This is a genomic window from Ralstonia flatus (genome assembly GCF_958439105.1).
Lineage (GTDB): Bacteria > Pseudomonadota > Gammaproteobacteria > Burkholderiales > Burkholderiaceae > Ralstonia > Ralstonia flatus.
In genome coordinates, this window is sequence record NZ_CAUDLI010000006.1 from 212,630 (window position 1) to 233,680 (window position 21,051).

At 67.0% G+C, this 21,051-nt stretch carries 19 protein-coding genes and 1 tRNA gene; 4 read left to right on the plus strand and 16 right to left on the minus strand.

Annotation, left to right across the window (positions count from 1 at the left end):
- Positions 1-2 precede the first annotated feature (2 nt).
- Positions 3-551 (minus strand): TetR/AcrR family transcriptional regulator, encoded by a 549-nt coding sequence (locus tag R2676_RS15705; RefSeq protein WP_206273468.1) that lies wholly within the window; start codon positions 549-551, stop codon positions 3-5.
- Positions 552-639: 88 nt separating this feature from the next.
- Between R2676_RS15705 and R2676_RS15710 the strand changes: the two genes are divergently transcribed.
- The gene (locus R2676_RS15710) at positions 640-1,977 is read left to right on the plus strand and encodes a protoporphyrinogen/coproporphyrinogen oxidase (protein WP_206273469.1); all 1,338 of its coding nucleotides are present in this window, start codon (positions 640-642) and stop codon (positions 1,975-1,977) included.
- A gap of 15 nt (positions 1,978-1,992) precedes the next feature.
- Here the strand turns inward: R2676_RS15710 and R2676_RS15715 are convergent, their stop codons facing one another.
- The 15 genes from R2676_RS15715 to def all read right to left on the minus strand — a co-directional run bounded on the left by R2676_RS15715 (position 1,993) and on the right by def (position 17,708).
- Positions 1,993-2,898 carry a glutamate/aspartate ABC transporter substrate-binding protein gene (locus tag R2676_RS15715; protein WP_206273470.1) on the minus strand — a complete coding sequence of 302 codons (906 nt, stop codon included), beginning with the start codon at positions 2,896-2,898 and terminating at the stop codon, positions 1,993-1,995.
- Positions 2,899-2,981: 83 nt separating this feature from the next.
- The gene (locus tag R2676_RS15720) at positions 2,982-3,818 is read right to left on the minus strand and encodes a beta-keto acid cleavage family enzyme (protein ID WP_206273471.1); all 837 of its coding nucleotides are present in this window, start codon (positions 3,816-3,818) and stop codon (positions 2,982-2,984) included.
- A complete protein-coding gene (locus tag R2676_RS15725) occupies positions 3,812-5,167 on the minus strand; it encodes an aspartate aminotransferase family protein (protein ID WP_206273472.1) in 1,356 nt (451 codons plus the stop codon). Before R2676_RS15725 ends, R2676_RS15720 begins: the two co-directional genes overlap by 7 nt.
- Before the next feature lie 17 nt (positions 5,168-5,184).
- Positions 5,185-6,093, minus strand: a complete 909-nt coding sequence (locus R2676_RS15730) for a MurR/RpiR family transcriptional regulator (RefSeq protein ID WP_206273473.1) — start codon at positions 6,091-6,093, stop codon at positions 5,185-5,187.
- Between the two features lie 178 nt (positions 6,094-6,271).
- Positions 6,272-6,577 (minus strand): hypothetical protein, encoded by a 306-nt coding sequence (locus R2676_RS15735; RefSeq protein WP_027678698.1) that lies wholly within the window; start codon positions 6,575-6,577, stop codon positions 6,272-6,274.
- 287 nt (positions 6,578-6,864) lie between these two features.
- Positions 6,865-6,940 (minus strand) — tRNA-Phe (locus R2676_RS15740).
- A 67-nt stretch (positions 6,941-7,007) separates the two neighbouring features.
- On the minus strand, positions 7,008-7,721 hold the full coding sequence (locus tag R2676_RS15745; protein ID WP_206273474.1) for a response regulator: 714 nt from the start codon (positions 7,719-7,721) through the stop codon (positions 7,008-7,010).
- Positions 7,722-7,757: 36 nt separating this feature from the next.
- Positions 7,758-10,232, minus strand: coding sequence for an ATP-binding protein (locus R2676_RS15750; protein WP_206273475.1), 2,475 nt, complete (start codon positions 10,230-10,232; stop codon positions 7,758-7,760).
- Positions 10,229-10,999, minus strand: coding sequence for a DUF4390 domain-containing protein (locus tag R2676_RS15755; RefSeq protein WP_027678695.1), 771 nt, complete (start codon positions 10,997-10,999; stop codon positions 10,229-10,231). Before R2676_RS15755 ends, R2676_RS15750 begins: the two co-directional genes overlap by 4 nt.
- Positions 11,000-11,012: 13 nt before the next feature.
- The gene (gene rsmB / locus R2676_RS15760) at positions 11,013-12,344 is read right to left on the minus strand and encodes a 16S rRNA (cytosine(967)-C(5))-methyltransferase RsmB (protein WP_206273491.1); all 1,332 of its coding nucleotides are present in this window, start codon (positions 12,342-12,344) and stop codon (positions 11,013-11,015) included.
- 103 nt (positions 12,345-12,447) lie between these two features.
- The gene (gene htpX / locus R2676_RS15765; RefSeq protein WP_027678693.1) at positions 12,448-13,308 is read right to left on the minus strand and encodes a zinc metalloprotease HtpX; all 861 of its coding nucleotides are present in this window, start codon (positions 13,306-13,308) and stop codon (positions 12,448-12,450) included.
- 120 nt (positions 13,309-13,428) lie between these two features.
- Positions 13,429-14,085 (minus strand): LysE family translocator, encoded by a 657-nt coding sequence (locus tag R2676_RS15770; RefSeq protein ID WP_027678692.1) that lies wholly within the window; start codon positions 14,083-14,085, stop codon positions 13,429-13,431.
- Between the two features lie 31 nt (positions 14,086-14,116).
- Positions 14,117-15,100: a methionyl-tRNA formyltransferase gene (gene fmt, locus R2676_RS15775; RefSeq protein ID WP_206273476.1), complete on the minus strand. Its 984-nt coding sequence runs from the start codon at positions 15,098-15,100 to the stop codon at positions 14,117-14,119.
- 57 nt (positions 15,101-15,157) lie between these two features.
- Complete coding sequence (locus R2676_RS15780) at positions 15,158-17,182, minus strand: ArnT family glycosyltransferase (protein WP_206273477.1); 2,025 nt, start codon at positions 17,180-17,182, stop codon at positions 15,158-15,160.
- Between the two features lie 10 nt (positions 17,183-17,192).
- Positions 17,193-17,708: a peptide deformylase gene (gene def / locus R2676_RS15785; RefSeq protein ID WP_027678689.1), complete on the minus strand. Its 516-nt coding sequence runs from the start codon at positions 17,706-17,708 to the stop codon at positions 17,193-17,195.
- A gap of 252 nt (positions 17,709-17,960) precedes the next feature.
- On the opposite strand from def, the gene R2676_RS15790 reads away from it, so the two are divergent.
- The 3 genes from R2676_RS15790 (at position 17,961) to R2676_RS15800 (ending at position 20,822) form a co-directional block, all read left to right on the plus strand.
- Positions 17,961-19,148: a LysM peptidoglycan-binding domain-containing protein gene (locus R2676_RS15790; RefSeq protein ID WP_206273492.1), complete on the plus strand. Its 1,188-nt coding sequence runs from the start codon at positions 17,961-17,963 to the stop codon at positions 19,146-19,148.
- A gap of 25 nt (positions 19,149-19,173) precedes the next feature.
- A complete protein-coding gene (dprA, locus tag R2676_RS15795; RefSeq protein ID WP_206273478.1) occupies positions 19,174-20,379 on the plus strand; it encodes a DNA-processing protein DprA in 1,206 nt (401 codons plus the stop codon).
- 62 nt (positions 20,380-20,441) lie between these two features.
- Positions 20,442-20,822: a thioredoxin family protein gene (locus tag R2676_RS15800; protein WP_206273479.1), complete on the plus strand. Its 381-nt coding sequence runs from the start codon at positions 20,442-20,444 to the stop codon at positions 20,820-20,822.
- The last annotated feature ends 229 nt before the right edge of the window (positions 20,823-21,051 follow it).

Sequence of the window (21,051 nt, forward strand, 5' to 3'; positions counted from 1 at the left end):
GGCTAGGCTGGCACGGCCAGCCGTTGCGAGATCGCAAACAACTTCAGAAAGAACGCCCGGAACGCCTCAGGGTCGGGGCGGGCCGTGGTCTGCTGCGTGCCGATGAAGCAGAGGTGGGCGATGCGGCCCCAGAATGCGGCGTCGTCGGGCGCGCCTCCGTGCAAGCCGCACAGTTGTGTGGCGAAGGCCAGCCGCTGCGAATCGACGCGTTCGAGATATTCCGCCACCAGCGGCTCGCGCATGGCCCACGCGCGGATGGCGACTTCGCGCCCCGGATGCATCGATGCGGCCACGTCGAGGTAGCGCATGAGGAGTGTCTCGGCGGTGTCGTCGGGTTTGACGAGCGAAAGGATGCTGCCGGTATAAGCGCGTTCCCATTCGGCCAGGAGGCTGCGCACGTAGTCGTTGCGGCTGCTGAAGTGGTGATAGAACGCGCCGCGCGTCACGTTCAGACGGCGCGCCAGGCGCTCGGCCGAGACCCCGTCCGCGCCATACATGTCGAGCAGTTCGAAACCGGCTTCGATCCAGCGCGTGCGGGTGGTTCTGGGCATGGCGGTGTCCTCGTGCAGAAACTGACAGGCTGTGTATGGTGCGCGGCCGGCCGGTATTGTAAGTCGCGTCACCATTCACCTTTTGGCCATGCGACATTTCATCGTAGTCGGTGCGGGCATTGCGGGACTGAACTCTGCGCGGCATCTGCAGCGCGCGGGTTGCGCCGTCACAGTATTCGAGGCGGCGCGCGCGCCCGGCGGCCGCATCCTCAGCGTGCCGTTTCACGGATACACCATCGAATGCGGCGCGCAGTTCGTGTCGTCGCGATATCGCCACGTGCTGCCGCTGCTGCACGAGGCGGGGTTGTCCTCACGGCTGCACAAGACTTCGGCCGTGGCGGCGCTGGAGCGAGGGCAGGACTTCCGTGCCGTGCATTCCAAACGCCCTTGGACGCTTGCCACTACCGGCCAACTCACCTGGGGCGAAACATGGCAGATGCTGCGAGGCGGCTTTGCCCCAGCGCGGGAGGCGCGCGGCATTGACCCCAATCACTACGCCAGCCTGGCCGCATTCGACGACGCCGACGCACACGACTGGGCCACACGCGTGTTCGGCGGCGGTGCCACGCGGTACGTCTTCGAACCCATGGTGCACGGTCTGTACTTTCACCGGCTGAAAGGGACCTCGCGAGCGTTGCTGGCCGCGCTCGGCGCATTTCGCGGCGCAGACACGCTGATCGTCGAAGGCGGCTGGCAGGCGCTGCCGCGCGCGATGGCCGCGTCGCTCGATGTGCGTTACGGCGCCAACGTCGAACAGGTTGTCGAAACCCCCGATGGCGTGCGGCTGTGTGTCAACGGAGACTGGATCAACGCCGACGGCGCGGTGCTCGCCACGCCTGCACATGCAACGCGGGCGTGGTTGCCCCGTCCGTCGCTGGGCGAGGCCGCAGTCCTCGACGCGACGTACGCGCCGAGCATCCACGTGGCGCTGGGCCTCTCCCCTTCATGGTCGGCACCGAAGGCATTCGCGCAGGCGTATGGCGCGCTTTATTCGCCCGTGGAGGGCGGCCCTTTGGCGGCGCTGACGTTTCAACACGGTGCAGGGCGAGGCGATGGTCCCATCGTTTGTGCGATGTTTGGCGAGCAGGCCGCGACGCGCTCCATGCCGCAGAGCGATGCCATGCTGATCCGCTTCGCCACCGAGGCAATGGCAGCGCATTTGCCCGGTCTGGAGCGCGCAGTGGTGTCGGCACACGTGCAGCGTTGGGCAGCGGCCGAGCCGCGATCGCCCGTCGGCCGCGCGCGTGCCATTGCGGCGTATCGCGCCACGCTCGGGCGTGATCGCCGGATCGTGCTGGCGGGGGATTATCTTGGCAGCCCGTGGACGGACGGCGCCGCCGAGTCCGGGCAGTGGGCCGCCGGCCACCTGTTGGCGGCGCGCATCCTGCAGGCAGAGCGCGCCGCGTTGGCCCGGACGGTGGCGTAATGCCGCTCGGTGCGCTTACTCGAACGGCGTGTCGTTCGGGTTCGCGTACAGCGCCTTCAACTGATCATTCATCGGGAAGTTGAAGTTCAGGTTCTTGGGCGGCACCGGCTTTTCGAACCACTTGGCGTAGAGCGTCTTGATCTCGCCGCTCTTCATCACGCCGGTCATGGTGTCGTCCACCAGCTTCTTGAACTGGGGATCGTCCTTGCGCAGCATGAAGCCGTACGCTTCGAACGACTGCGGCGTGCCGGTCACGACCCAGTCGTCGGGCTTCTGCGCCAGCGTGCGTGCGCCGGCCAGCAGCACGTCATCCATCATGAACGCCGCCACGCGGCCGCTCTGCAGCGTGAGGAACGATTCACCGTAATCCTTCCCGCTGATCACGTTCATGTTCATCTTCTTCTCGTCGTTCATCTTGCGCAGGATGCGTTCCGACGTGGTGCCCGCGTTGGTGATAACCGACTTGCCCGCCAAGTCGGGGAAATCCTTCACGCCGGATTTCACGTTGGTCAGCAGGCGCGTGCCGGCGATGAAAAAGGTCGTCGAAAAAGCAGTCTGCTGCTCGCGCGACTTCAGGTGCGTGGTCACGCCGCACTCCAGATCGACCGAGCCGTTCTGCACCAGAGACGTCCGGTTCTGGGAGGTCACGGGAATCTGCTTGATGTCGAGATTGGGCTTGCCCGTCTTCTTCTTGACGGCGTCGATCACGCGGGAGCAGAGATCGGCCGAGAAACCGACGATCTCGTTCTTGCTGTCGCGGTAAGAAAACGGAATCGACGATTCGCGCACGCCGATCAGGATCGTGTTGCTGTCCTGGATCTTCTTGAGCGTGCCGTCGAGTGCCTGCGCCTGCGCGCCGATCGCGAGCAGGCTCGTCAGCGCAAGCGGGATGATCCGGATACAGCGGGTGGTCAAACGCATACTTCCTCCAATGGTTGTGGTGCGCGGCCTGTTGTGTTGCGGCCGTCTGTGCTTTGGCTTCGTGGCGATGAATGCGGAACGTCTTAACGGCCGAACCAGCTACGCAACTCTGCGGCGCTGGCCAGCGGCCGGTGCAGCGCCTCGAGATGCCGTCGCAGGTTGGTGACGAGCGCTGCGTTGTCGGGCGCTGTGCTGCCGTCGGGCAGGGCCATGTTGTTTTCGAATCCCAGGCGCGCATGGCCGCCGAGCAGCGCTGCGGTGAGCGCGCATTCGGCTTCACGCGGGCCGAACGCGCACATCGCCCAGGGCACGTTGGCGGTGACGTCGCCGCCGTCAGCCCACGCCTGCAGGAACGGCAGCAGGTCGGTGGGGTCGGAGCGCTGCCCCGCGCTGTAGCGGCCGAGCACGAACAGCACCCAGTGCGGCGTGTCGGGCAACACGCCGCGTGTGCGCAGGTCGCGGTAGCGCACCACGTCGTCGGCGGAATACAGGATGTACTGGATGGCCGTGCGCGCCGCGGCCAGCTCACCAAAGAAGCGCGCGGCTTCCGCCTCGTGCGCGGCATCGGGCGCCAGCTCGCGCAGCGCGGCGGAAATCGCTTCCGGCTGCAGCGCGCGCACCGATGTCATCTGCTGTTCGGGCGTGTAAATGCCGACGGCTTCCGTGGTGATCTGGATCACCAGCGCGTCGCCCACGGCGCGTTGCACGGCAGCGATGGCCGGGCGGTAGTCGCCAGGCTCCAGGCTGTGCGTGCCGTCGGGGCGTCGCACATGCAGATGCAGCATGGCGGCACCAGCATCCACGCATTGGCGCGCGCAGGCGGCCAGTTCGTCGGGCGTGATCGGCAATGCGGGGTGATCGGCGTGCGTCTTGCGCGCCCCGTTGGGTGCAACGGCGATGGTGATGGGCTGAGTTACCACGCGGCCTCCAGCGTGGCGGCGGTGGCGGCGTCAACGGCATCGCCCAGGCGTTCGACGATGGCGTCGATGTCCTGTGCGGTGGCGATGAACGGCGGTGCGAGCAAGATGTGGTCGCCGCGTTGGCCGTCGATCGTGCCGCCCATCGGATAGACCATCAGGCCGCGCTGCATGGCTTCGGCCTTCACGCGTGCGTGCGTCTTGCGGGCAGGCGGCAGCGGCGCCTTGGTCGCGCGATCCGCCACCAGTTCCACGCCGACAAACAGCCCGCGGCCGCGCACGTCGCCCACATGTGCGTGGTCGGCAAAGCGCGCGTGCAGCGCTGCACGCAGTTGTTCGCCGCGCGCCTGGACATTGGCGAGCAGGTTCTCTTCTGCGATGACCTTCTGCACTTCCAGCGCCGCCGCGCATGCCGTGGCGTGGCCGATGTAGGTGTGGCCATGCTGGAAGAAGCCGCTGCCGTTCGTGATCGCGTCGACAATGCGGCGGTTCACCAGCGTTGCGCCGATCGGCTGATAGCCACCGCCCAGGCCCTTGGCAATGGCGATCATGTCGGGCACCACGCCGTCTTCCTCGCATGCGAAGAGGTAGCCGGTGCGTCCCATGCCGGACATCACCTCATCGAGCAGCAGCAGCACGCCGTGGCGATCGCACACGGCCCGCATCTTGCGGAAGTAATCGCCCACCGGCGGCACCGCGCCGGCCGTGGCGCCCACCACGGTTTCTGCGACGAAGGCCGCGACATTTTCGGCGCCGAGTTCGACGATCTTCGCGTCCAGCTCGTCGGCCAGGCGCTGCACGTATTGCGCGTCGCTCTCGCCATCCAGACGCTCGCGATACGCATAGCACGGCGAAACATGGTGAGCCGGCACCAGCAGCGGCAGGAACGGCTCGCGGCGCCATGCGTTACCGCCAATCGCCAGTGCACCCAGCGTGTTGCCGTGATAGCTCTGACGCCGCGCGATGAAGTACCGGCGCTGCGGCTGGCCGATTTCAACGAAGTATTGGCGTGCGAGTTTCAGCGCCGCTTCGATTGCTTCCGAACCGCCGGAGACGAAATACACGTGGTCCAGATCGCCCGGCGCCGCCGCGGCCAGGCGCGCGGCCAGTTCTTCCGCCACGTCCGTGGTGAAGAACGATGTGTGCGCATACGCCAGCGCGCGCACCTGCTTGCAGATGGCGTCGACCACGCGCGGGTGGCCATGGCCGAGACACGAAACGGCGGCGCCGCCGCAAGCGTCGAGGTAACGCTTGCCGTCGGAGTCGATGAGGGTCATGCCCTCGCCGCCGACTGCGGTGGGCAGCGTCTTGCGCGGGTCGCGGTGGAAGACGGATGTGGTGGACGGTGTCATGGGCGGTCTCGGCGGGGTCAACGTTGGGTGGGCGGCACGGCGACAGCCGCTTCACTGCGGCGGGCGCTGCGCACGTAGGCGGCTTGTTGCTTGAGCTGGGCGTCGCTGTCGGCCAGGTGGGCGAGCGCGGTGGGCCCGGCGTGGCGGAACCAGGTCATCAGCAGCGCGTCGAGCAGCGCCATCGGCGCGGCCAGCGAATGGAAGAACGACGGAATGGCGACGGGCGCGACGAGGTGCTGCCACGCCAGTTCAGCGCCAGGGGCGATCGCGCTGTCGGTCACGTATACGAGGCGCGCCCCGCGCGCATGCGCGTACTGCATCGCTTCGACGACCTCGCGCGTGTACGGATCGAACGTCACGGCCACGACGATGTCGCCCTCGCCGCAAAAGCGCAGCGGGTCGGCCAGCGTGTTGCCGCTGCCGGCGCACAGCGTGACCTTGTCGTCGAACAGCTGCGCGGCATAGCCGAATGCATGCGTCAGCGCCAGGCAACTGCGGGCGCCCAGCAGGAAGACACGGCGCGCCTTGCAGAGGGCGCTGGCCACGGTCTCCAGCGCTGCCAGGTTGGCCGGCGAAAACGCCGACTGCACATGCGCGCCGATTGCCATGCCGATGCGCTCGGCCTCCGATGCGCCTGCTGCGTCGTCGCCTTGTAGCGCGTTGGCCCGGCCGGTAAAGCCATCGGCTTGCTGGCGCAGGTGGTTCACGCAGATGTCGCGCAGCGCCGCAAAGTCGTCAAAGCCCAGCGCGCGTGCCAGGCGCGAAAACGTGGCCGGCGGCAGGTCGCAGCGGCGCGCAAAATCCCGCATCGAGAGCAGGGCGATGTCGTGCTGGTGCGTTTCCAGCAACATGGCGGCGCGCTGCAGTTGCGGAGACAAATCGCCGGCGCGGTCGCGCAGCGTTTGCATGAGCCCATCGAACGTCATGAGGTGGCCGAATTGATTCAACTGTTTCGTAAACTACGTAATTGAAACAAATGAGTCAAGAGCGGATTGACCTCACTGCTGTGGGCGAAAGCAAAAACGGCCGCATCCCAGGAATGCGGCCGTCTAGGCAAACAAAAACGGAGGCCGAAGCCTCCGTCGTGCGTGTGATGCGTGCGTCTCAGGTTGCAGGCGCGTCGAGCTGCTCCATGCGCAGTTGGAAGAAGCCGGCGCCGATCAGCCCCAGCAGGCTCAGTGCCATGCACGTGCAGGCCAGAATCATCACCGCGCCTATCGATGACACCCCGCTCATGAGCGGCGTGTGCGTCAGGGCCGACAGATTGCCGCCCACCCACATGGCCGCGACAAGCGCCATCAGGCACGTTAGCGCCGCGGCATTGCGCAACCACGTCAACCGCGTCTTGCGGCTGATGCCGTCGAAAGCGTGGAAATGAAAGTGGTGGTGACCGGTGCCAACGAGTGCCATGGAGAATCTCCTTGTGCTTGCCGCTTGATAGCGTTGAGTCACTATACCGAGACCTGCGACAGTTTGGCGCAGTTTGCGCCGCTAGGTATACCCTAAGCTGCGCTGCGTCAAGAGGCTCGGGTACATTTTTTGTGCGTGCGACACTGCGCCGCAGATCGGCGGCTGGCGCGGCAAATGGGGAGATGACGAGGACGCGCGAACGGCGTCGCAGAAATGAAAAAAGACCTCGCGAGGAGGCCTTTTTTGTTGCCCTGCAAAATCGATTGATCTTGAAGGGCGAAGAATTTTGGTGGCCTGGGGCGGAATCGAACCACCGACACGCGGATTTTCAATCCGCTGCTCTACCAACTGAGCTACCGGGCCAAGCAAAGAAAGGCAAGTATGACAGGGTGTGCGCCCAGTCGTCAAGTACCTCCGAGCACTTTGATGATCAGGCCGCCGGCTCGCCCTTGTTGCGCGAGAGTTCGACACCCAGTTGCTTGAGCTTGCGGTACAGGTGAGTCCGTTCCAGGCCGGTCTTTTCGGCCACGCGCGTCATGCTGCCGCCTTCGCGCTGCAGGTGATATTCGAAGTACGCGCGCTCGAACAGGTCGCGCGCTTCGCGCAGCGGCATGTCGAACGAGAACTGCATGCCGCCGCCTTCGGCTGCGCGGGTCTGTACGCCATTGATATCGGTGCGATCAGGCCCGGCCGGCGCACCCGCTGCTGCGGCGTTGGGTGCGGCCCCTGCCTGCCCGGCCGCCGGTGCGGCAGTCGGTGCTGCGGATCGCGGCTTTTCCTTGCTGCGCGACAGGCCCTGCTCCACCGCGGTCAGCAGTTTCTGCAGCGCGATGGGCTTCTCCAGGAAATTCAGCGCGCCAATCTTGGTCGCTTCGACAGCAGTGTCGATGGTGGCGTGGCCCGACATCATGATGACGGGCATGGTCAGCAGACCTTGCGACGCCCATTCCTTGAGCAGCGTCACGCCGTCGGTATCCGGCATCCAGATATCGAGCAGGACGAGGTCGGGCGTTGCGTTCGCGCGGTATTCGCGCGCGCGCTGCGCGTTCTCGGCGACTTCAACAACGTGCCCTTCGTCTCCGAGGATTTCGGAGAGCAACTCCCGGATACCCATTTCGTCGTCGACAACGAGGATGGTGGCCATGCTTTTCCTCTATGTGCGGCGGGATTGCCGTCCGCGCTACGCGAGTTTTACGAACAGTATGGAAACCTGGGCGCCGACGGTGTCGGTACCCGATGTGCCCGATGTTGTGCTGGACTGGCGGTTGCGCAATTCGATGCGCGCCCCGTGCTCGTCCATGATTTTCTTCACCATGGCCAAGCCCAATCCTGTGCCCTTGGCTTTGGTCGTGACGTACGGCTCGAAGGCGCGGTTGAGGATGCGGGAAGAGAACCCGCCGCCGTTGTCCGCGATCGCAAGCCGCACGGCCTGCCGCCGCGCGCCCGAGGCGTCGTCGTATTCTACCGTGTCAGTTTGCAACATGACATGCGGAGCAGGTCGCCCGGCCGCTTCGTTCTCCGCCACGGCGTCCTGCGCGTTCTGCAGCAGGTTGTGGATGACCTGGCGCAGTTGCGTCGGGTCGCCCTTGATGAGCGGCAGATTGGCGCCCAGCTTGGCCTCGATGACGGGGTGGTCGCGGCGGTCAGGGTGATCGATGCCGTACAGGTGCAGCACCTCGGCGGCCAGCGCGTTCAGGTCCAGCTCCTGCAGCATGGCCGGCGGCGTGCGGGCGTAGTCGCGGAAGTCATCGACCATGCGCTTCATCGCGGCCACCTGGTTGACGATGGTGGTGGCGCCGCGCCGCAGCACGTCGGCGTCCGCCTCGGACAACTTGGGCGAAAGCTTCATCTCCAGGCGCTCGGCGGAGAGCTGGATGGGCGTGAGCGGATTCTTGATCTCGTGCGCAAGGCGCCGCGCAACCTCGCCCCACGCGACCGACCGCTGCGCCGAGATCACGTCGGAAATATCGTCGAACACCACCACGTAGCCGCGCTCGGTGCCGTGCGCGCCGACGGACGGGCCGGGCAGGCGCGTGCCACGCACCAGCAGCGTGAGCGGCTCGTCTTCGTCTTCGAGCGGAATTTCGACCTGCTTCTGCCAGTGGGCCACCGCGCCGCCGGCCGCCGCGCTTGCGTCTTGCTCGGCAAAGGCCTGTTCGACCACCGGCGCGAAGGCCGCCACCGGTGTGATGCTGGCCAGCCCCTGGCCGACCCACGCGCCGAAGGGCTGTTTGAAGATGCGCTCGGCACCCGGGTTGGCGGTCAGCAGCACGAAGCGATGGTCGAACACGAAGACGCCCGCGGTCAGGTTGGTCAGCACGCTCTCAAGATAGGCCTTCGATTGCTCGAGTGCCGCGCGATTCTGCTCCACGGCGCGGCGCGCGTCGGCCAGCTGCCGCGTCATCTGGTTGAACTGTTGGGTGAGCACACCCAGCTCGTCACGCGTATGCAATTCGCGCTTGGGCGAGAGATCGCCCTCGGCCACTTCGCGCGTGCCCTGGAGCAGCATTAGCAGCGGCCGTGCCAGCTGCGCACCGAGCAGCAGCGCCAGCATCACCGCAATGAACACCGCCAGGAACAGCGTGAGCGTGAGCGTGCCGATGTACATCTTGCGCAGGCCGGTGCGGCCAAGCGCTTTCTCCTGGTATTCCTGGTAGGCGCGCTGGACGGCGTCGGCGTTGCGGGCGAGCGCCTGCGGCACCGGCTGCACGAGCTGCAGGAAGCGTTCGTCGCGGCCGCTCTCGCCGATCAGGCCGAAGCCGCGCGAGGTGCTGCCGCCATCGTCCGGCCGGCGGTCTGCCAGCAAACCGGTGCCGGCCCATTTGCGTGCCGGCGTGCTCAGTCCGAGGCTTGGCTCGTCGCGGGACGATGTGCCGAGCGCCACCACCACATGGAGTTGGTACAGATCGCTTCGGCGGCTGTTGGCGCGTGGTGCCGCAGGTGCCGAAGCGGCGGGCGCGGAGGCGCTATCGGTTTCCGCATCGCTGCCGCCCTCCAGGCTGGCATAGCCGCCGGGCGCGCGGGCCTGCTCGAGCACGGCCTGATCGGGCAGGTTCGGCACGAGCGTGTCGTAGGTGTTTGACGCCGTGGCGATCACCCGGCCGCTAGCCGTAAAGATCGTCGCTTCCTGCACGCCGAACTGCTCGCGCAATCGATTGAGCGTGATGGCCGTGGCGGAGGCCGACCCATCGCCCACCTGCTCGGCAATCAGGCGACCTTTGTTCTGCAGATCGGCCAGTGCGGTATCCATGGTCGAGCGGCCGAGGTTCAGGCCGGCCTCCAGCGCCGATTCGACCTTCACGTCGAACCACGACTCGATGCTGCGCGATACGAACTGCAGCGACACCAGGTAGATCAGCACCCCTGGCAGCACGCCGACCACGCCGAAGAACACCGCCAGCTTGGTCATCAGCCGCGTGCCGAACTTGCCGCGCCGCGCGCGCAGCGCCAGCGCCAGCATCAGCCCGCCGATGATGACCACCAGCAGCACCCCGATGACGAGGTTGACCTTGTAGAGCAGCGTGAAATACCGGTCGAAGAATTCGGTGTTGGCCGATGCGGCAGCCAGCAGCCCGACCAGCACGATCGCCAGAAAGACGATGGTGCCCGCCACCACCTGATAGAGCAGCCGCTTGTAGCTGCGATCGAAGATCATTTGGCGGGGGCCAGCAACGTGCCTGCGCTGGACGGGCCGGCGCTCATCCCCCAGCCCGGATTGGGCGACAGCCCCGACGACCCGGAAGCAGGCGGCGAGGATGCCGGTGGGCTCGCCGGTGGCGCAACAGGCGCGGGCGCCGGGGCGGGCGGCGGCTCATTCGGCACCAGCACGCTGAAGCGCTTCCACTCCGAGCTGAGATTCCAGTCGCGCGTGTTGACGGCGTTGATCTGGAACGGCTTGGGCAGTTGCGTCACGTCCAGGCGCATGCGCACTTCGGCCTGCACGGTTTCGCCGGCCTTGACGGCGCGCTGCTCGAACACGCGCCAGCCGCGCACGTGCTGCATGAAATCGACGGCGTCTTTCAGGCGCGAGAACGGCACCTGCAGGCCGCCGGTCGATACCCGGTATTGGCGTGTGAGCGGGTGATACGACAGCCGCACCACGCGCGTGGCGCTGATGGCGTGGTCGTCAAACCAATACCAGCGCGGGCGGATCAATTCGAATTCGACGAGGAAGTAGAGCGCGATGCCCTTGTTTACTGCGTCTTCGAGGTTGCTGGGCAGGTCGAAATCGAAATCGGCGGAGAGGTTCCAGCCGCCATCGGCGTATTCGAGCTGCGCCCGGTTGATTTCGATGGACTGTGCGGGCGCCGCGACCGGCCACCAAAGCAGCATGCCCAATGCGACCAGCGCGACCAGCCGTTGCAGAATCTGCCGGAACCGGGTTTGCAGCAGCCGGATCGATGGGCGAAGGATGACAGTCACAACGGTCGGTGCATCAAGGCCGTTTCTGGAAAACCGCGTAAAAGAAGCCGTCGTGATCGAGCGGCAAGGGCGACGCGCCGGCGTCGAATCCGCTGATCTGCGCCGCCTCGGGCGAGACCGGCAGCAACTGGCCGGGCGCGTGCAATCGTATCGCATCTTCCAGATGGCGTTCAAACCATCGGGCTTGTTCCTCGCCTTCCGTCGGGAAAATCGAACACGTGACATAAACCAACTTGCCACCCGGCTTCAGGCATGCCCAGAGGGCGCGCACGATGTCGCGCTGCAGCCCGGCCAGCGCCTTGAGGTCGGCGGGGCGGCGCAGCCAGCGGATGTCCGGATGACGCCGCACGATGCCGGCGGCCGAACACGGCACATCGGCCAGGATGCGGTCGAACGGTCGGCCGTCCCACCAGGTGTCGGGTTGGGCCGCGTCGCCGACGCAGAGCGTGGCGGTCTGGCTCAGGCGTGCGAGGTTTTCGGTGATACGCACGGCGCGCGCGGCATCCGACTCAAGCGCCGTGACGTCCAGGCCGTCAGCCAGCTCCAGCAGATGGCCGGTCTTGCCGCCCGGCGCGGCGCACGCATCAAGTACGCGCTGCCCGGGCGCGACGTCGAGCAACGTTGCAGCCAGTTGCGCCCCGGCGTCCTGCACGGAGACATCGCCGTCGGCAAAACCCGGCAGTTCGGAAACGGGCACGGCGCGCGCAAGGCGGACGGCCTGCGCGCCGATGCGCTCGGCGTCGATGCCGGCTTCGGCCAGGCGGGCGAGGTACGCGTCGACGGTAATGCGGCGCGGGTTCACGCGCAGCACCATCGGCGGGCGACGGTTGCCCGCGGCCAGGATGGTTTGCCATGTGTCGGGATACGCGCTGCGTACGGCGTCGATCCACCACGTCGGGTAGTTGGTGGCCGCCGACGGATCCGCCTGCATGTCTGCGACCAGCGCCTGTTGCTCGCGCAGGAAGCGGCGTAGCACGCCGTTGATCATGCCTTTGCCGTGCGACAGCTTCGGATCAGCCGAGGCCGCCGTGACGGTCTGGTCGACGACGGTGAACGGCGCGTACGGCAGCGGGTCGTCCAGCAATTGCGCGAGCGCCACGCGCAGCAGATTGGCGGCGCCTTCGGCGGGCGGGCGCGGGATCAGCGTGCGGATCAGCCAGTCGGTGCTGCCCAGCCAGCGCGTGGCGCGGTAGGCGAGATCCTGCACGGCGCCGCGCACCGGTGCGGGTTGGCCCTGGCAGACGGCATCGATGGCCTGCGGCAATGCCGTGCCCTGCCGCAGCTTGCCGAGGGCGGTGGCGGCAAGCGACAAGGCGTGGGCGAGGGAATCGGGCGGCAGGCGCATCGGGCGGCAGGAAATCAGGCGGACAAAATGCAACGAGCCCGCGATGGGCGGGCTCGTGCGGACTGCGGAAGTATAAAGGAAGCGCCCCGTCGGGCTGCCGCTTTTACGCGGGATATTGCCCCGTCTGCGCCATCTGCATCAGGCGCGCGATGCGCTCTTCCGTGGCCGGGTGCGTACTGAACAGGTTGGCCAGGCCGCCGCCATGTAGCGGGTTCATGATCATCATTTGCGCGGTGGCCGGGTGGGCTTCGGCGGCGGCAAACGGAATGCCGGCCGCATAGCGATGGATCTTGTCCAGCGCTGAGGCGAGCGCCTGCGGGTCGCCGCTGATGGTCGCGCCGCCGCGGTCGGCTTCGAACTCGCGTGCGCGGGAAATCGCCATCTGGATGAGCGACGCCGCCAGCGGCGCGAGGATCGCTACCGCAATCCCGGCGATCGGGTTGGCGGGGCGGCCTTCGCTGTCGCGGCCGCCGAAGAACACGGCAAAGTTCGCCAGCGCCGAGATCGCACCGGCCATGGTCGCGGAAATGGTCGAAATGAGGATGTCGCGGTGCTGTACATGGGCCAGTTCGTGCGCCATCACGCCGCGCAGTTCGCGCTCCGACAGGATATTGAGGATGCCCGTCGTGGCGGCCACGGCGGCGTGCTCGGGGTCGCGGCCGGTAGCGAAGGCGTTCGGCTGCGCTTCGTCGATGAGATAGACGCGCGGCATCGGCAGGCCGGCGCGGCCGGCAAGCTCCTGCACCATCCGATAAAACTGCGGCGCGCTGGTCTCGTTGACTTCCTGCGCGTTGTACATGCGCAGGACCATCTTGTCGGAGAACCAGTACGAGAAGAAATTCATGCCCAGCGCGAACAGCAGCGCCAGCATCATCCCGCTGCGTCCGCCGATCATGCCGCCGATGACGATGAACAGCGCGGTGATCGCTGCCATCAACATGAAGGTCTTGATCCAGTTGAACATAGGGGCGTGGCTCCTGTGGGTGTTGGGGTTTGTGAAGTCGTTAGATCGCGATAATCGCTGAAAATTCAAGGGTTTGCGCCGCACTTGCGCGATATTTCGCCGCAGATGACGCTTGACGCATCAACGGGTGGTGAACGCCAGCCGCGCGCCCAGCCCGATGAACGCCGTGCCCACGACGCGATCGAGCCACCGCTTAATGCCGGGCTTGCCCGCCACCCGGCGCGTAACGCTGGCGGCCACCCACGCCACCAAGCTGTTCCAGATCGTCGACATGACGATGAACACCGCCCCCAATGCCAGGAAGGCCAGCGCCTTGTGGGCGGCGTGCGGATCGACGAACTGCGGGAAGAACGACAGGAAGAACAGCACGACCTTCGGGTTCAGCACATTGGTGAGAAAACCCTGCATGAACAGCGACTTGAGCGGACGCGGGCGCCGGGCAGCGGGCGTTTCCGTTTTTTCGGCCGGGGCGTCGTCGCGTTCGGGCGGCGCCAGCAGCATGCGCCCACCCAGATAAATCAAGTACGCCGCGCCGACCACCTTGATGACCGTGAAGGCCACGGTGGACGCCGCGAGCAGCGCCGTCAGCCCGAACGCGACCGCCAGCACGTGCACGCAACAGCCCGCCGACACGCCCAGCGACGACAGCAGCCCCGCCGCGCGTCCTTGCGAGACGCTGCGCCCGACGATATAGGCGGTGTCGGGCCCTGGCGTCACATTCAGCAGAAACACGGCCAGCATGAAGAGCGGCAGATTGACGATGCCCAGCGCGGTCATGGCGAAATCCTCTTCTATATAGATAGAGCGGTTAGCTGCGCGAGGCGAAGCGCTGGCCGGGCTGGATCGCCAGGCCTTGCAGGAATTCCCGCGCGGGCAGGCGTTTGCCGCCCGGCTTCTGCAACTGCGTCACACGCAGCGCGCCGGCGCCGCAAGCGATGGTGACGCCCTCGGCGTTGGCGGCGAGTACCGTGCCGGGTTCTGCGTCAGCCGGGCGATCGGCCAGCGCTTCTGCCTGCCAGAACTTGATCGCCGCGCCATCCAGCGCGGCCGATGCGCCGGGAAACGGGTTGAACGCATGCACCTGCCGCAGCAACGCGGCGGCGTGGCGCGACCAGTCGAGCGCGGCTTCGTCCTTGGCGATCTTCTCGGCATACGTGATGCCTTCAGCCGGCTGCGGCGTGGCGCCGAGCTTGCCGTCCTGCGCCAGCTTGGCGAGTGCCTCCACGACCATGCGTCCGCCGAGCGCGGCCAGCGTGTCGTGCAGCGTGCCCGTCGTGTCGGTCAGGCCGATGGGCACGCGCTCCATGGCGATCATGTCGCCGGTATCCAGGCCCGCATCCATCTGCATGAGCGTGATGCCCGATTCGGCATCGCCCGCTTCGATTGCACGGTGGATGGGCGCTGCGCCACGCCAGCGCGGCAGCAGCGACGCGTGGATGTTGATGCAGCCAAAGCGCGGCAGATCGAGCACTTCCTGCGGCAGGATCAGGCCATAGGCCGCGACGACCATCACGTCGGGGCGTTGGGCGGCCAGGGCGTCGATGGCTTCCGCGGCTTCCTGCGGATATTTGCCCGTGCGGCGCAGCGACGGCGGCTGCAGGATCGGCGCGAACCCATGCGTGACGGCGTACTGCTTGACGGGGCTCGCCTGCAATTGCATGCCGCGCCCTGCCGGGCGATCCGGCTGACTCAGCACGGCAACGACGGGAAAGCCGGCCTGGTGGATGGCCGCCAGGGCAATCTGCGCAAATTCAGGCGTGCCGGCAAACGCTACGCGGAGGGTGGACGTCATGGATGGAAAACCGAAAACGAGGGGAAGCGCGCTACACGACAGCGTAGCGCATGGGGCTTAGCGACGGCCGCGATGCGGCGTGTCGGTCAGCGGCACGATGGGCTCGGGCGACGGCAGCGCCTCGGGCGCGCCATTGCTGCGCCGCTGGAACAGCGAGAAGGTTTCGTTGGTGTCGCCGGGACGGCTGCCGCGCCAGACCATTTCCCAGTTGTCGCCGTGCGGGCGGCGTCGGGCGTGCTCCGGGCGTTTTTCGAGCACGAGTATCAGATCGCAGGTGCGCGCGGTCGGGTTGGGGTGGTGATCGTCGCCGGCACCGCTGTGGCCGAGCAGCCATTTGACGGGGCGCACGCCGGTTTCGTAGTGCATCAGCGCGCGCTCGCTTTCGCCCATGCCGCGCGTGGCCACACAGATCTGCGCCGATTCGAGCACCGGCTTGATCGCCTGGAACAGCGGGCGGTAGCTGCGGGCGTCGTCCACCCACGGCATCAGCAGCGTGCCGAGCAGGCCCCACACCATGCCCAGACCGGCCGCCCATGCGACCACGCCGGAACGCGCCGGCCGCAGCCACACGCAGGCAGCCCACAGCGCCGTAATCGCCCCCGCCGCCAAGACGGCGACCGGGTGGATCAGCATGTCATACGGCAACGGCAGCACGCGGCCCAGCATCTTGGCGAGCCATCCCGGCAGCAATTGCCCACCGCTGGTCACGAGCGCGCCCCACACGGCCCACACCACCAGACCCAGCACGCCAAACAACGCCACCGCCGCGCCCCATGCGCGCGCGCGCCACGCTGGCGCGATCAGCAGCAGCATCGGCGCGCCCAGCAAGGCCAGCGCCGGTTGCAGCGGCATCAGGTAGACATCGCGCAGCACCGCCGAGCGCAGGACCACGGCAATCGTCGCCAGCACGAACAGCGCGACGACCAGGTGCCCCTGATACGGCAACAGCCACGCCGTACGCGCGCCATGCCCGCGCTGCCGCACGAGCTTGTACAGCGACACGCCGAGCACGGCCACCGCCGGCCACACAGCCGGCGTGCCGGTCAGAAAGATGGAACGGATGGTCGTCGTCAGCGCACCTTTCTCGCCGCCCAGATGCGAGAAGCCGAAGAAGCGGCCCAGGTTGTTGACCCAGAACCATTCGATGAACAGGTCCGGCGATTCGTGCCAGAAGATGGCCGGCCAGATCGCCAGCCATGGCAGCGCCACCAGCAGCGAGAGGCCATAGAAGCGCCATGCCTGGCGGTTGCGGAAATCGGGCAACAGGGCGATCGCTGCCAGCAGGGTGATCGCAAACAGCCCTGGCACCAGCACGCCCTTGCCCAGGAAGGCCACGCCGATGCCCGTGCCGAACCACAGCGCGGGGCGCAGGACGTCGACGCCCTTTGCGCCGCCAGCTTCGCTCTCTTTGACGAAGCGCACCAGGCCATACAGGGCGATCGCGGTGCCGGCCAGTTGCGGGACATCGGCAATGAACTTGTGGGCGTGCTCGACCAGTCCGACGCAGCCGGCAAACAGCAGCAGCGCGCCCAGCGCATAGTCGCGCAATGCAGCGCCGCCGGCGTCGAGGCCGGCTTCACGGCGTGCGGCCAACGTCAGCCCAGGGCGTCCGCGGGCCAGGTCTGCGCCCACACGCAGGCGCCAGTCGCGCGCTTCGCTGCGCAGCAGGCGCGCCGTGCGCCAGACGGCCCAGCACGTCAGCGCCATCCAGAACAGCACCGCCACGCGTACGGCTTCGTGCGGCGGCATGTCGGGCAGCGCGAGCGCGGCGAGCGCGCCCGTCCAGTACATCAGCGGGGGTTTTTCGACGAACGGCTCGAAGGCGACGTTGGGAACGACCCAGTCGCCGCGCTCGATGATGTTGATGACGATGCCGAAGGAATACGGCTCGTCGGCCTTCCAGGGCGCGCGCCAGAACGTGCCCGCCACAAAATACGCGCACAGCATCAGCACGACGACGGCACGCCAGTGCCGCACCAGCAGCGCCGACAGGCGGCGAGGGCTTACGTTGGAGCCTGCGTCATCGGGAGCGATCGGCATCAGCGGGATGGGGCGAGGGCGCGCGTCGGCGTCGGCAGGCATGGGAACGCGTTCAACGCTGGGGCGCCGCGTCGCGTTGATGCTTCTTGAGTTTGGAGCGGATGCGCGTCTGCTTGAGCGGCGAGAGGTATTCGACGAAGACCTTGCCCATCAGGTGATCCATCTCGTGCTGGATGCACACGGCCAGCAGATCGTCGGCCTCCAGCTCGAAGGTTTCGCCCTTCTCGTTCAGTGCACGCACGCGCACGCGGGCCGGGCGGTCGACCTTGTCATAGATATCAGGCACCGACAGGCAGCCTTCGTCCCAGACCTTGTGCTCGTCACTGGCCCAAATGATTTCGGGGTTGATGAACACGCGCAGCTCGTCGCGCGATTCCGACACGTCGATGGTGATCACGCGCTCGTGCACGTCGACCTGCGTGGCGGCCAGGCCGACGCCGGGCGCCTCGTACATGGTCTCGGCCATGTCGGCCACCAGTTTGCGGATGCGGTCATCTACCACGGCGACCGGTTTGGCGACCTTGTGCAGCCGCGGATCAGGGTATTGCAGGATATTCAGTAGGGCCATGATGCTTGGCAACAACGGTTGCAGAAGGCCACGCTAACGAGGGGTTGCCTTCAATTGCGATCGCTTGGAATGTCATGCAGAATCGGGGGCGCTATCCGCCACATGGCTTAGGAAAAAGCCTGACGAATGTTGGATGCCATACCCCTCTTGCTGCGGCGCAGAACTGCGTACAGCTGCGGCGGTGAGGCGTCGAACAGGCCCGCGGACCACTCGCCGATTCTTCATAGAATAATGCGCCATCGTAACACACCGATGCACTCCCAGCCCGCCATGCAAACTGCCACGAAAGCGCGCCAGTCTTACGTTTGCGCCCTGTCGGCGGCTGCCGCGGCAGCGCTTTTCTGCATGGGCGCCGCCCACGCTGCCGAGCGCACTGTGACGCCGGCGCAACAGGCGCAGGCCGCGACGGCTGCCCAAGCGGGCATCCCCGAATCCGAACTGTCCCCCACCGCGCCTGCGCAGTACACCGTGCGCCGTGGCGACACGCTCTGGGCGATCTCCGGCAAGTACCTCAAGCGGCCCTATCGCTGGCCCGAACTCTGGGGCATGAACCGCGAGCAGATCCGCAATCCGCATCTGATCTATCCGGGCCAGATCCTGTATCTGCATCACGCCAATGGCCGCGCGTGGCTGTCGAGTTCGCCGGCGTCGGCGGATGGCAGCACGGTGCGCCTGTCGCCGCATACCCGCGTGTCGGGCCAAGACGGCGACGCCATCTCCAGCATTCCGGCCGCCGCCATCGAGCCGTTCCTGACCCAGCCGATCGTGGTGGATGAAGAAACGCTGGCCACGCCGGCGCGCATCTTCTCGCTGCCCGAAGGCCGCGTGTATCTGGGCAAGGGCGAAAACGCCTACGCCCGCGGGCTGCCGGAAGGCGAAGGCGGCCAGGCCGGCACCGAATGGCAGGCGTATCGCCCTGTCCGGCCGCTCAAGGACCCGGTGACCGGCAGCGTGCTCGGCTACGAAGCGGACTTCCTCGGCACGCTGCGCGTGGTGCGTGCGGCGACCGGCCCGCAGGCGGTCACCAAGATGGAAGTGCTGTCGTCCAAGGAAGAAATGGGCGTCGGCTCGCAACTGATGCCACTGCCGCCGCGCGTGCCGGTGCGCTATACGCCGCATGCGCCGGAGGGCGACGTGCACGGCGCGGTTGCCAAGGTGACTGGCGGCGTGCGTTTTGGCGGCACCGACCAGGTGGTTGTGCTCAACATCGGCAGCCAGCAGGGGCTGGAGCCGGGCCACGTGCTGTCGCTGGCGCGCGCCGGTGCGCTCGTGAAAGACGCCACCGCCGGCAACGAGGCCGTGCAACTGCCGGAAGAACGCTACGGCCTGGCCTTCGTGTTCCGCGTGTTCCCGCATGTCGCCTATGCACTGGTGACGGACGCCTCCAACACCGTGGAAGTGGGCGACAGCGTCAGCAACCCGATGTCGCCGCAACCCTGACCTACGCGCTACCGCAGTCCCTGATTTGACCGATGCATCGCAGGTCGCGGCGCCCGCCGCGGCCGATTCCACGGCTTCCCTCTCCTGCACGCGCGACCCGGTTGAACTGGCCGCGTGGCTGCGTCTGACTGAAACCCCCGGCGTCGGGCCCGTTGCCGCGCGGCAGTTGCTGGCGGCCTTCGGGTTGCCGCAAGACATCTTCGCCCAGCCGTATGCCGCGCTCGCCAAGGTGCTGCCGGAGCGCCAAGCGCGGGCGGTGCTGGCCGAGCCCGACGAGACGCTGTCAGCGCTGATCGAGCGCACCGTCGCCTGGGTGAACGAGCCGGGCAACGCCATCTTCACGCTGGCCGATCGCGGCTACCCGCCGCGCCTGCTCGAACTGCCGGACCCGCCGACCCTCCTGTACACCAAGGGCGACGCCTCCCTGCTGCGCGCGGCCGCGGTGGGCGTGGTGGGTGCGCGCAGCGCCACGGCCGCCGGCATCGAGAACGCCCGGGCGTTTTCCCAGGCGCTGTCGGCGGCGAGCGTGACGATCGTGTCGGGCCTGGCGCTCGGCATCGATGCGGCCGCGCATGAGGGCGCGCTGGCCGGCCCGGGAAGCACCATCGCAGTCGTAGGGACGGGGCTCGATATTGTTTACCCGGCCCGCAACCGGGCGCTGGCGCATCGCATTGCCGAGGCTGGCGTGATCATCTCCGAATACCCGCTCGGCATGGGCGCACGTGCCGAGAACTTCCCCCGCCGCAATCGCCTGATCTCGGGGTTGGCGCGCGGGCTGCTGGTGGTGGAAGCCGCGGCGCAGTCCGGCTCGCTGATCACGGCGCGGCTGGCGGCCGAGCAGGGACGCGATGTGTTTGCGATTCCCGGTTCGATCCATTCGCCGCTCGCCAAGGGCTGCCATCTGTTGATCAAGCAAGGCGCCAAGCTGGTGGAAACGGCCGCCGATATCCTCGACGAACTCGGCTGGGGGCGTGCTGCAGCGCCGGCCAAGCGTGCGACGCGCACGGCCACCGTCCAGGCACCCGAAGCTGCGCCGGCCCCAGCCCGCGCGGCGCCGAGTGCGGCTGAAACGGCGCTGCTCGACGCGCTTGGCTTTGACCCCGTCGATCTGGATACCTTGTGCGAGCGCACCGGCCAGGCAGCCGCCGCGCTGTCCGCGCAGCTTCTGGCGCTGGAGCTGGATGGCCGCGTCGAGCGTCAGCCGGGCGGGCGCTTCCTGCGGCTTCCGTGAAAGCGTGCCTACAATAGGCGCGACCCCCTCGCCACTCCGCTGATCGTTCAGCCCCGTTTTTCATGCCACTGCTCTCGCCCGACACCGACGCCGCTGCGCTGCACGCGGGCATCCGCTCCGGGCAGCTGCTGGTCGCGTGCCTGTGCGCGGAGTGGTGTGGCACGTGCCGCAGCTATCGCACGACCTTCACTGAACTGGCGCAGCGGCATCCGGAGTGCTGCTTCGTCTGGGTCGATGTGGAAGACCATGCCGACGCGCTGGGCGATCTCGACGTGGAAAACTTTCCGACCCTGCTGGTGCAGCGAGGGAGCGATGTGTTGTTTTTCGGCCCCGTCTTGCCCCACGCGGGTGTTGTTGAAGGCTTGCTTTCGCGTGATCTGAGCGCGGCTTCGGCGGTGGCTGCGGCCCCTGACTTGCGAGGCTGGCTGCTGGAATCGGCGTGAGTGCAGGCCTTGACAAGGCCAAGCGCCGCATGCGCCACTCTATTGCGCCTGAAAAGGAACCGCGCTTATGATTGGCGGCCAAATTTGGGCCGGCCGAACATTGAGGACGCCCAAAGGGGCGCGCTGACAGGCGTCGCCGGCACTTGAAGTCGGCGGGGGTTGCCATAAGACTCTAAAAAAACACGCGAACGGTCGTTATAGAAAAGCGACTTCTTCTTTACCCGATTAC

Excerpts from the sequence above, each read along its gene's own strand:
- R2676_RS15705 (WP_206273468.1), bottom strand. The coding sequence starts at position 551 with ATGCCCAGAACCACCCGCACGCGCTGGATCGAAGCCGGTTTCGAACTG.
- R2676_RS15710 (WP_206273469.1), top strand. The coding sequence starts at position 640 with ATGCGACATTTCATCGTAGTCGGTGCGGGCATTGCGGGACTGAACTCT.
- R2676_RS15715 (WP_206273470.1), bottom strand. The coding sequence starts at position 2,898 with ATGCGTTTGACCACCCGCTGTATCCGGATCATCCCGCTTGCGCTGACG.
- R2676_RS15725 (WP_206273472.1), bottom strand. The coding sequence starts at position 5,167 with ATGACACCGTCCACCACATCCGTCTTCCACCGCGACCCGCGCAAGACG.
- R2676_RS15730 (WP_206273473.1), bottom strand. The coding sequence starts at position 6,093 with ATGACGTTCGATGGGCTCATGCAAACGCTGCGCGACCGCGCCGGCGAT.
- R2676_RS15735 (WP_027678698.1), bottom strand. The coding sequence starts at position 6,577 with ATGGCACTCGTTGGCACCGGTCACCACCACTTTCATTTCCACGCTTTC.
- R2676_RS15745 (WP_206273474.1), bottom strand. The coding sequence starts at position 7,721 with ATGGCCACCATCCTCGTTGTCGACGACGAAATGGGTATCCGGGAGTTG.
- R2676_RS15750 (WP_206273475.1), bottom strand. The coding sequence starts at position 10,232 with ATGATCTTCGATCGCAGCTACAAGCGGCTGCTCTATCAGGTGGTGGCG.
- rsmB (WP_206273491.1), bottom strand. The coding sequence starts at position 12,344 with ATGCGCCTGCCGCCCGATTCCCTCGCCCACGCCTTGTCGCTTGCCGCC.
- htpX (WP_027678693.1), bottom strand. The coding sequence starts at position 13,308 with ATGTTCAACTGGATCAAGACCTTCATGTTGATGGCAGCGATCACCGCG.
- R2676_RS15770 (WP_027678692.1), bottom strand. The coding sequence starts at position 14,085 with ATGACCGCGCTGGGCATCGTCAATCTGCCGCTCTTCATGCTGGCCGTG.
- fmt (WP_206273476.1), bottom strand. The coding sequence starts at position 15,100 with ATGACGTCCACCCTCCGCGTAGCGTTTGCCGGCACGCCTGAATTTGCG.
- R2676_RS15780 (WP_206273477.1), bottom strand. The coding sequence starts at position 17,182 with ATGCCTGCCGACGCCGACGCGCGCCCTCGCCCCATCCCGCTGATGCCG.
- def (WP_027678689.1), bottom strand. The coding sequence starts at position 17,708 with ATGGCCCTACTGAATATCCTGCAATACCCTGATCCGCGGCTGCACAAG.
- R2676_RS15790 (WP_206273492.1), top strand. The coding sequence starts at position 17,961 with ATGCACTCCCAGCCCGCCATGCAAACTGCCACGAAAGCGCGCCAGTCT.
- R2676_RS15800 (WP_206273479.1), top strand. The coding sequence starts at position 20,442 with ATGCCACTGCTCTCGCCCGACACCGACGCCGCTGCGCTGCACGCGGGC.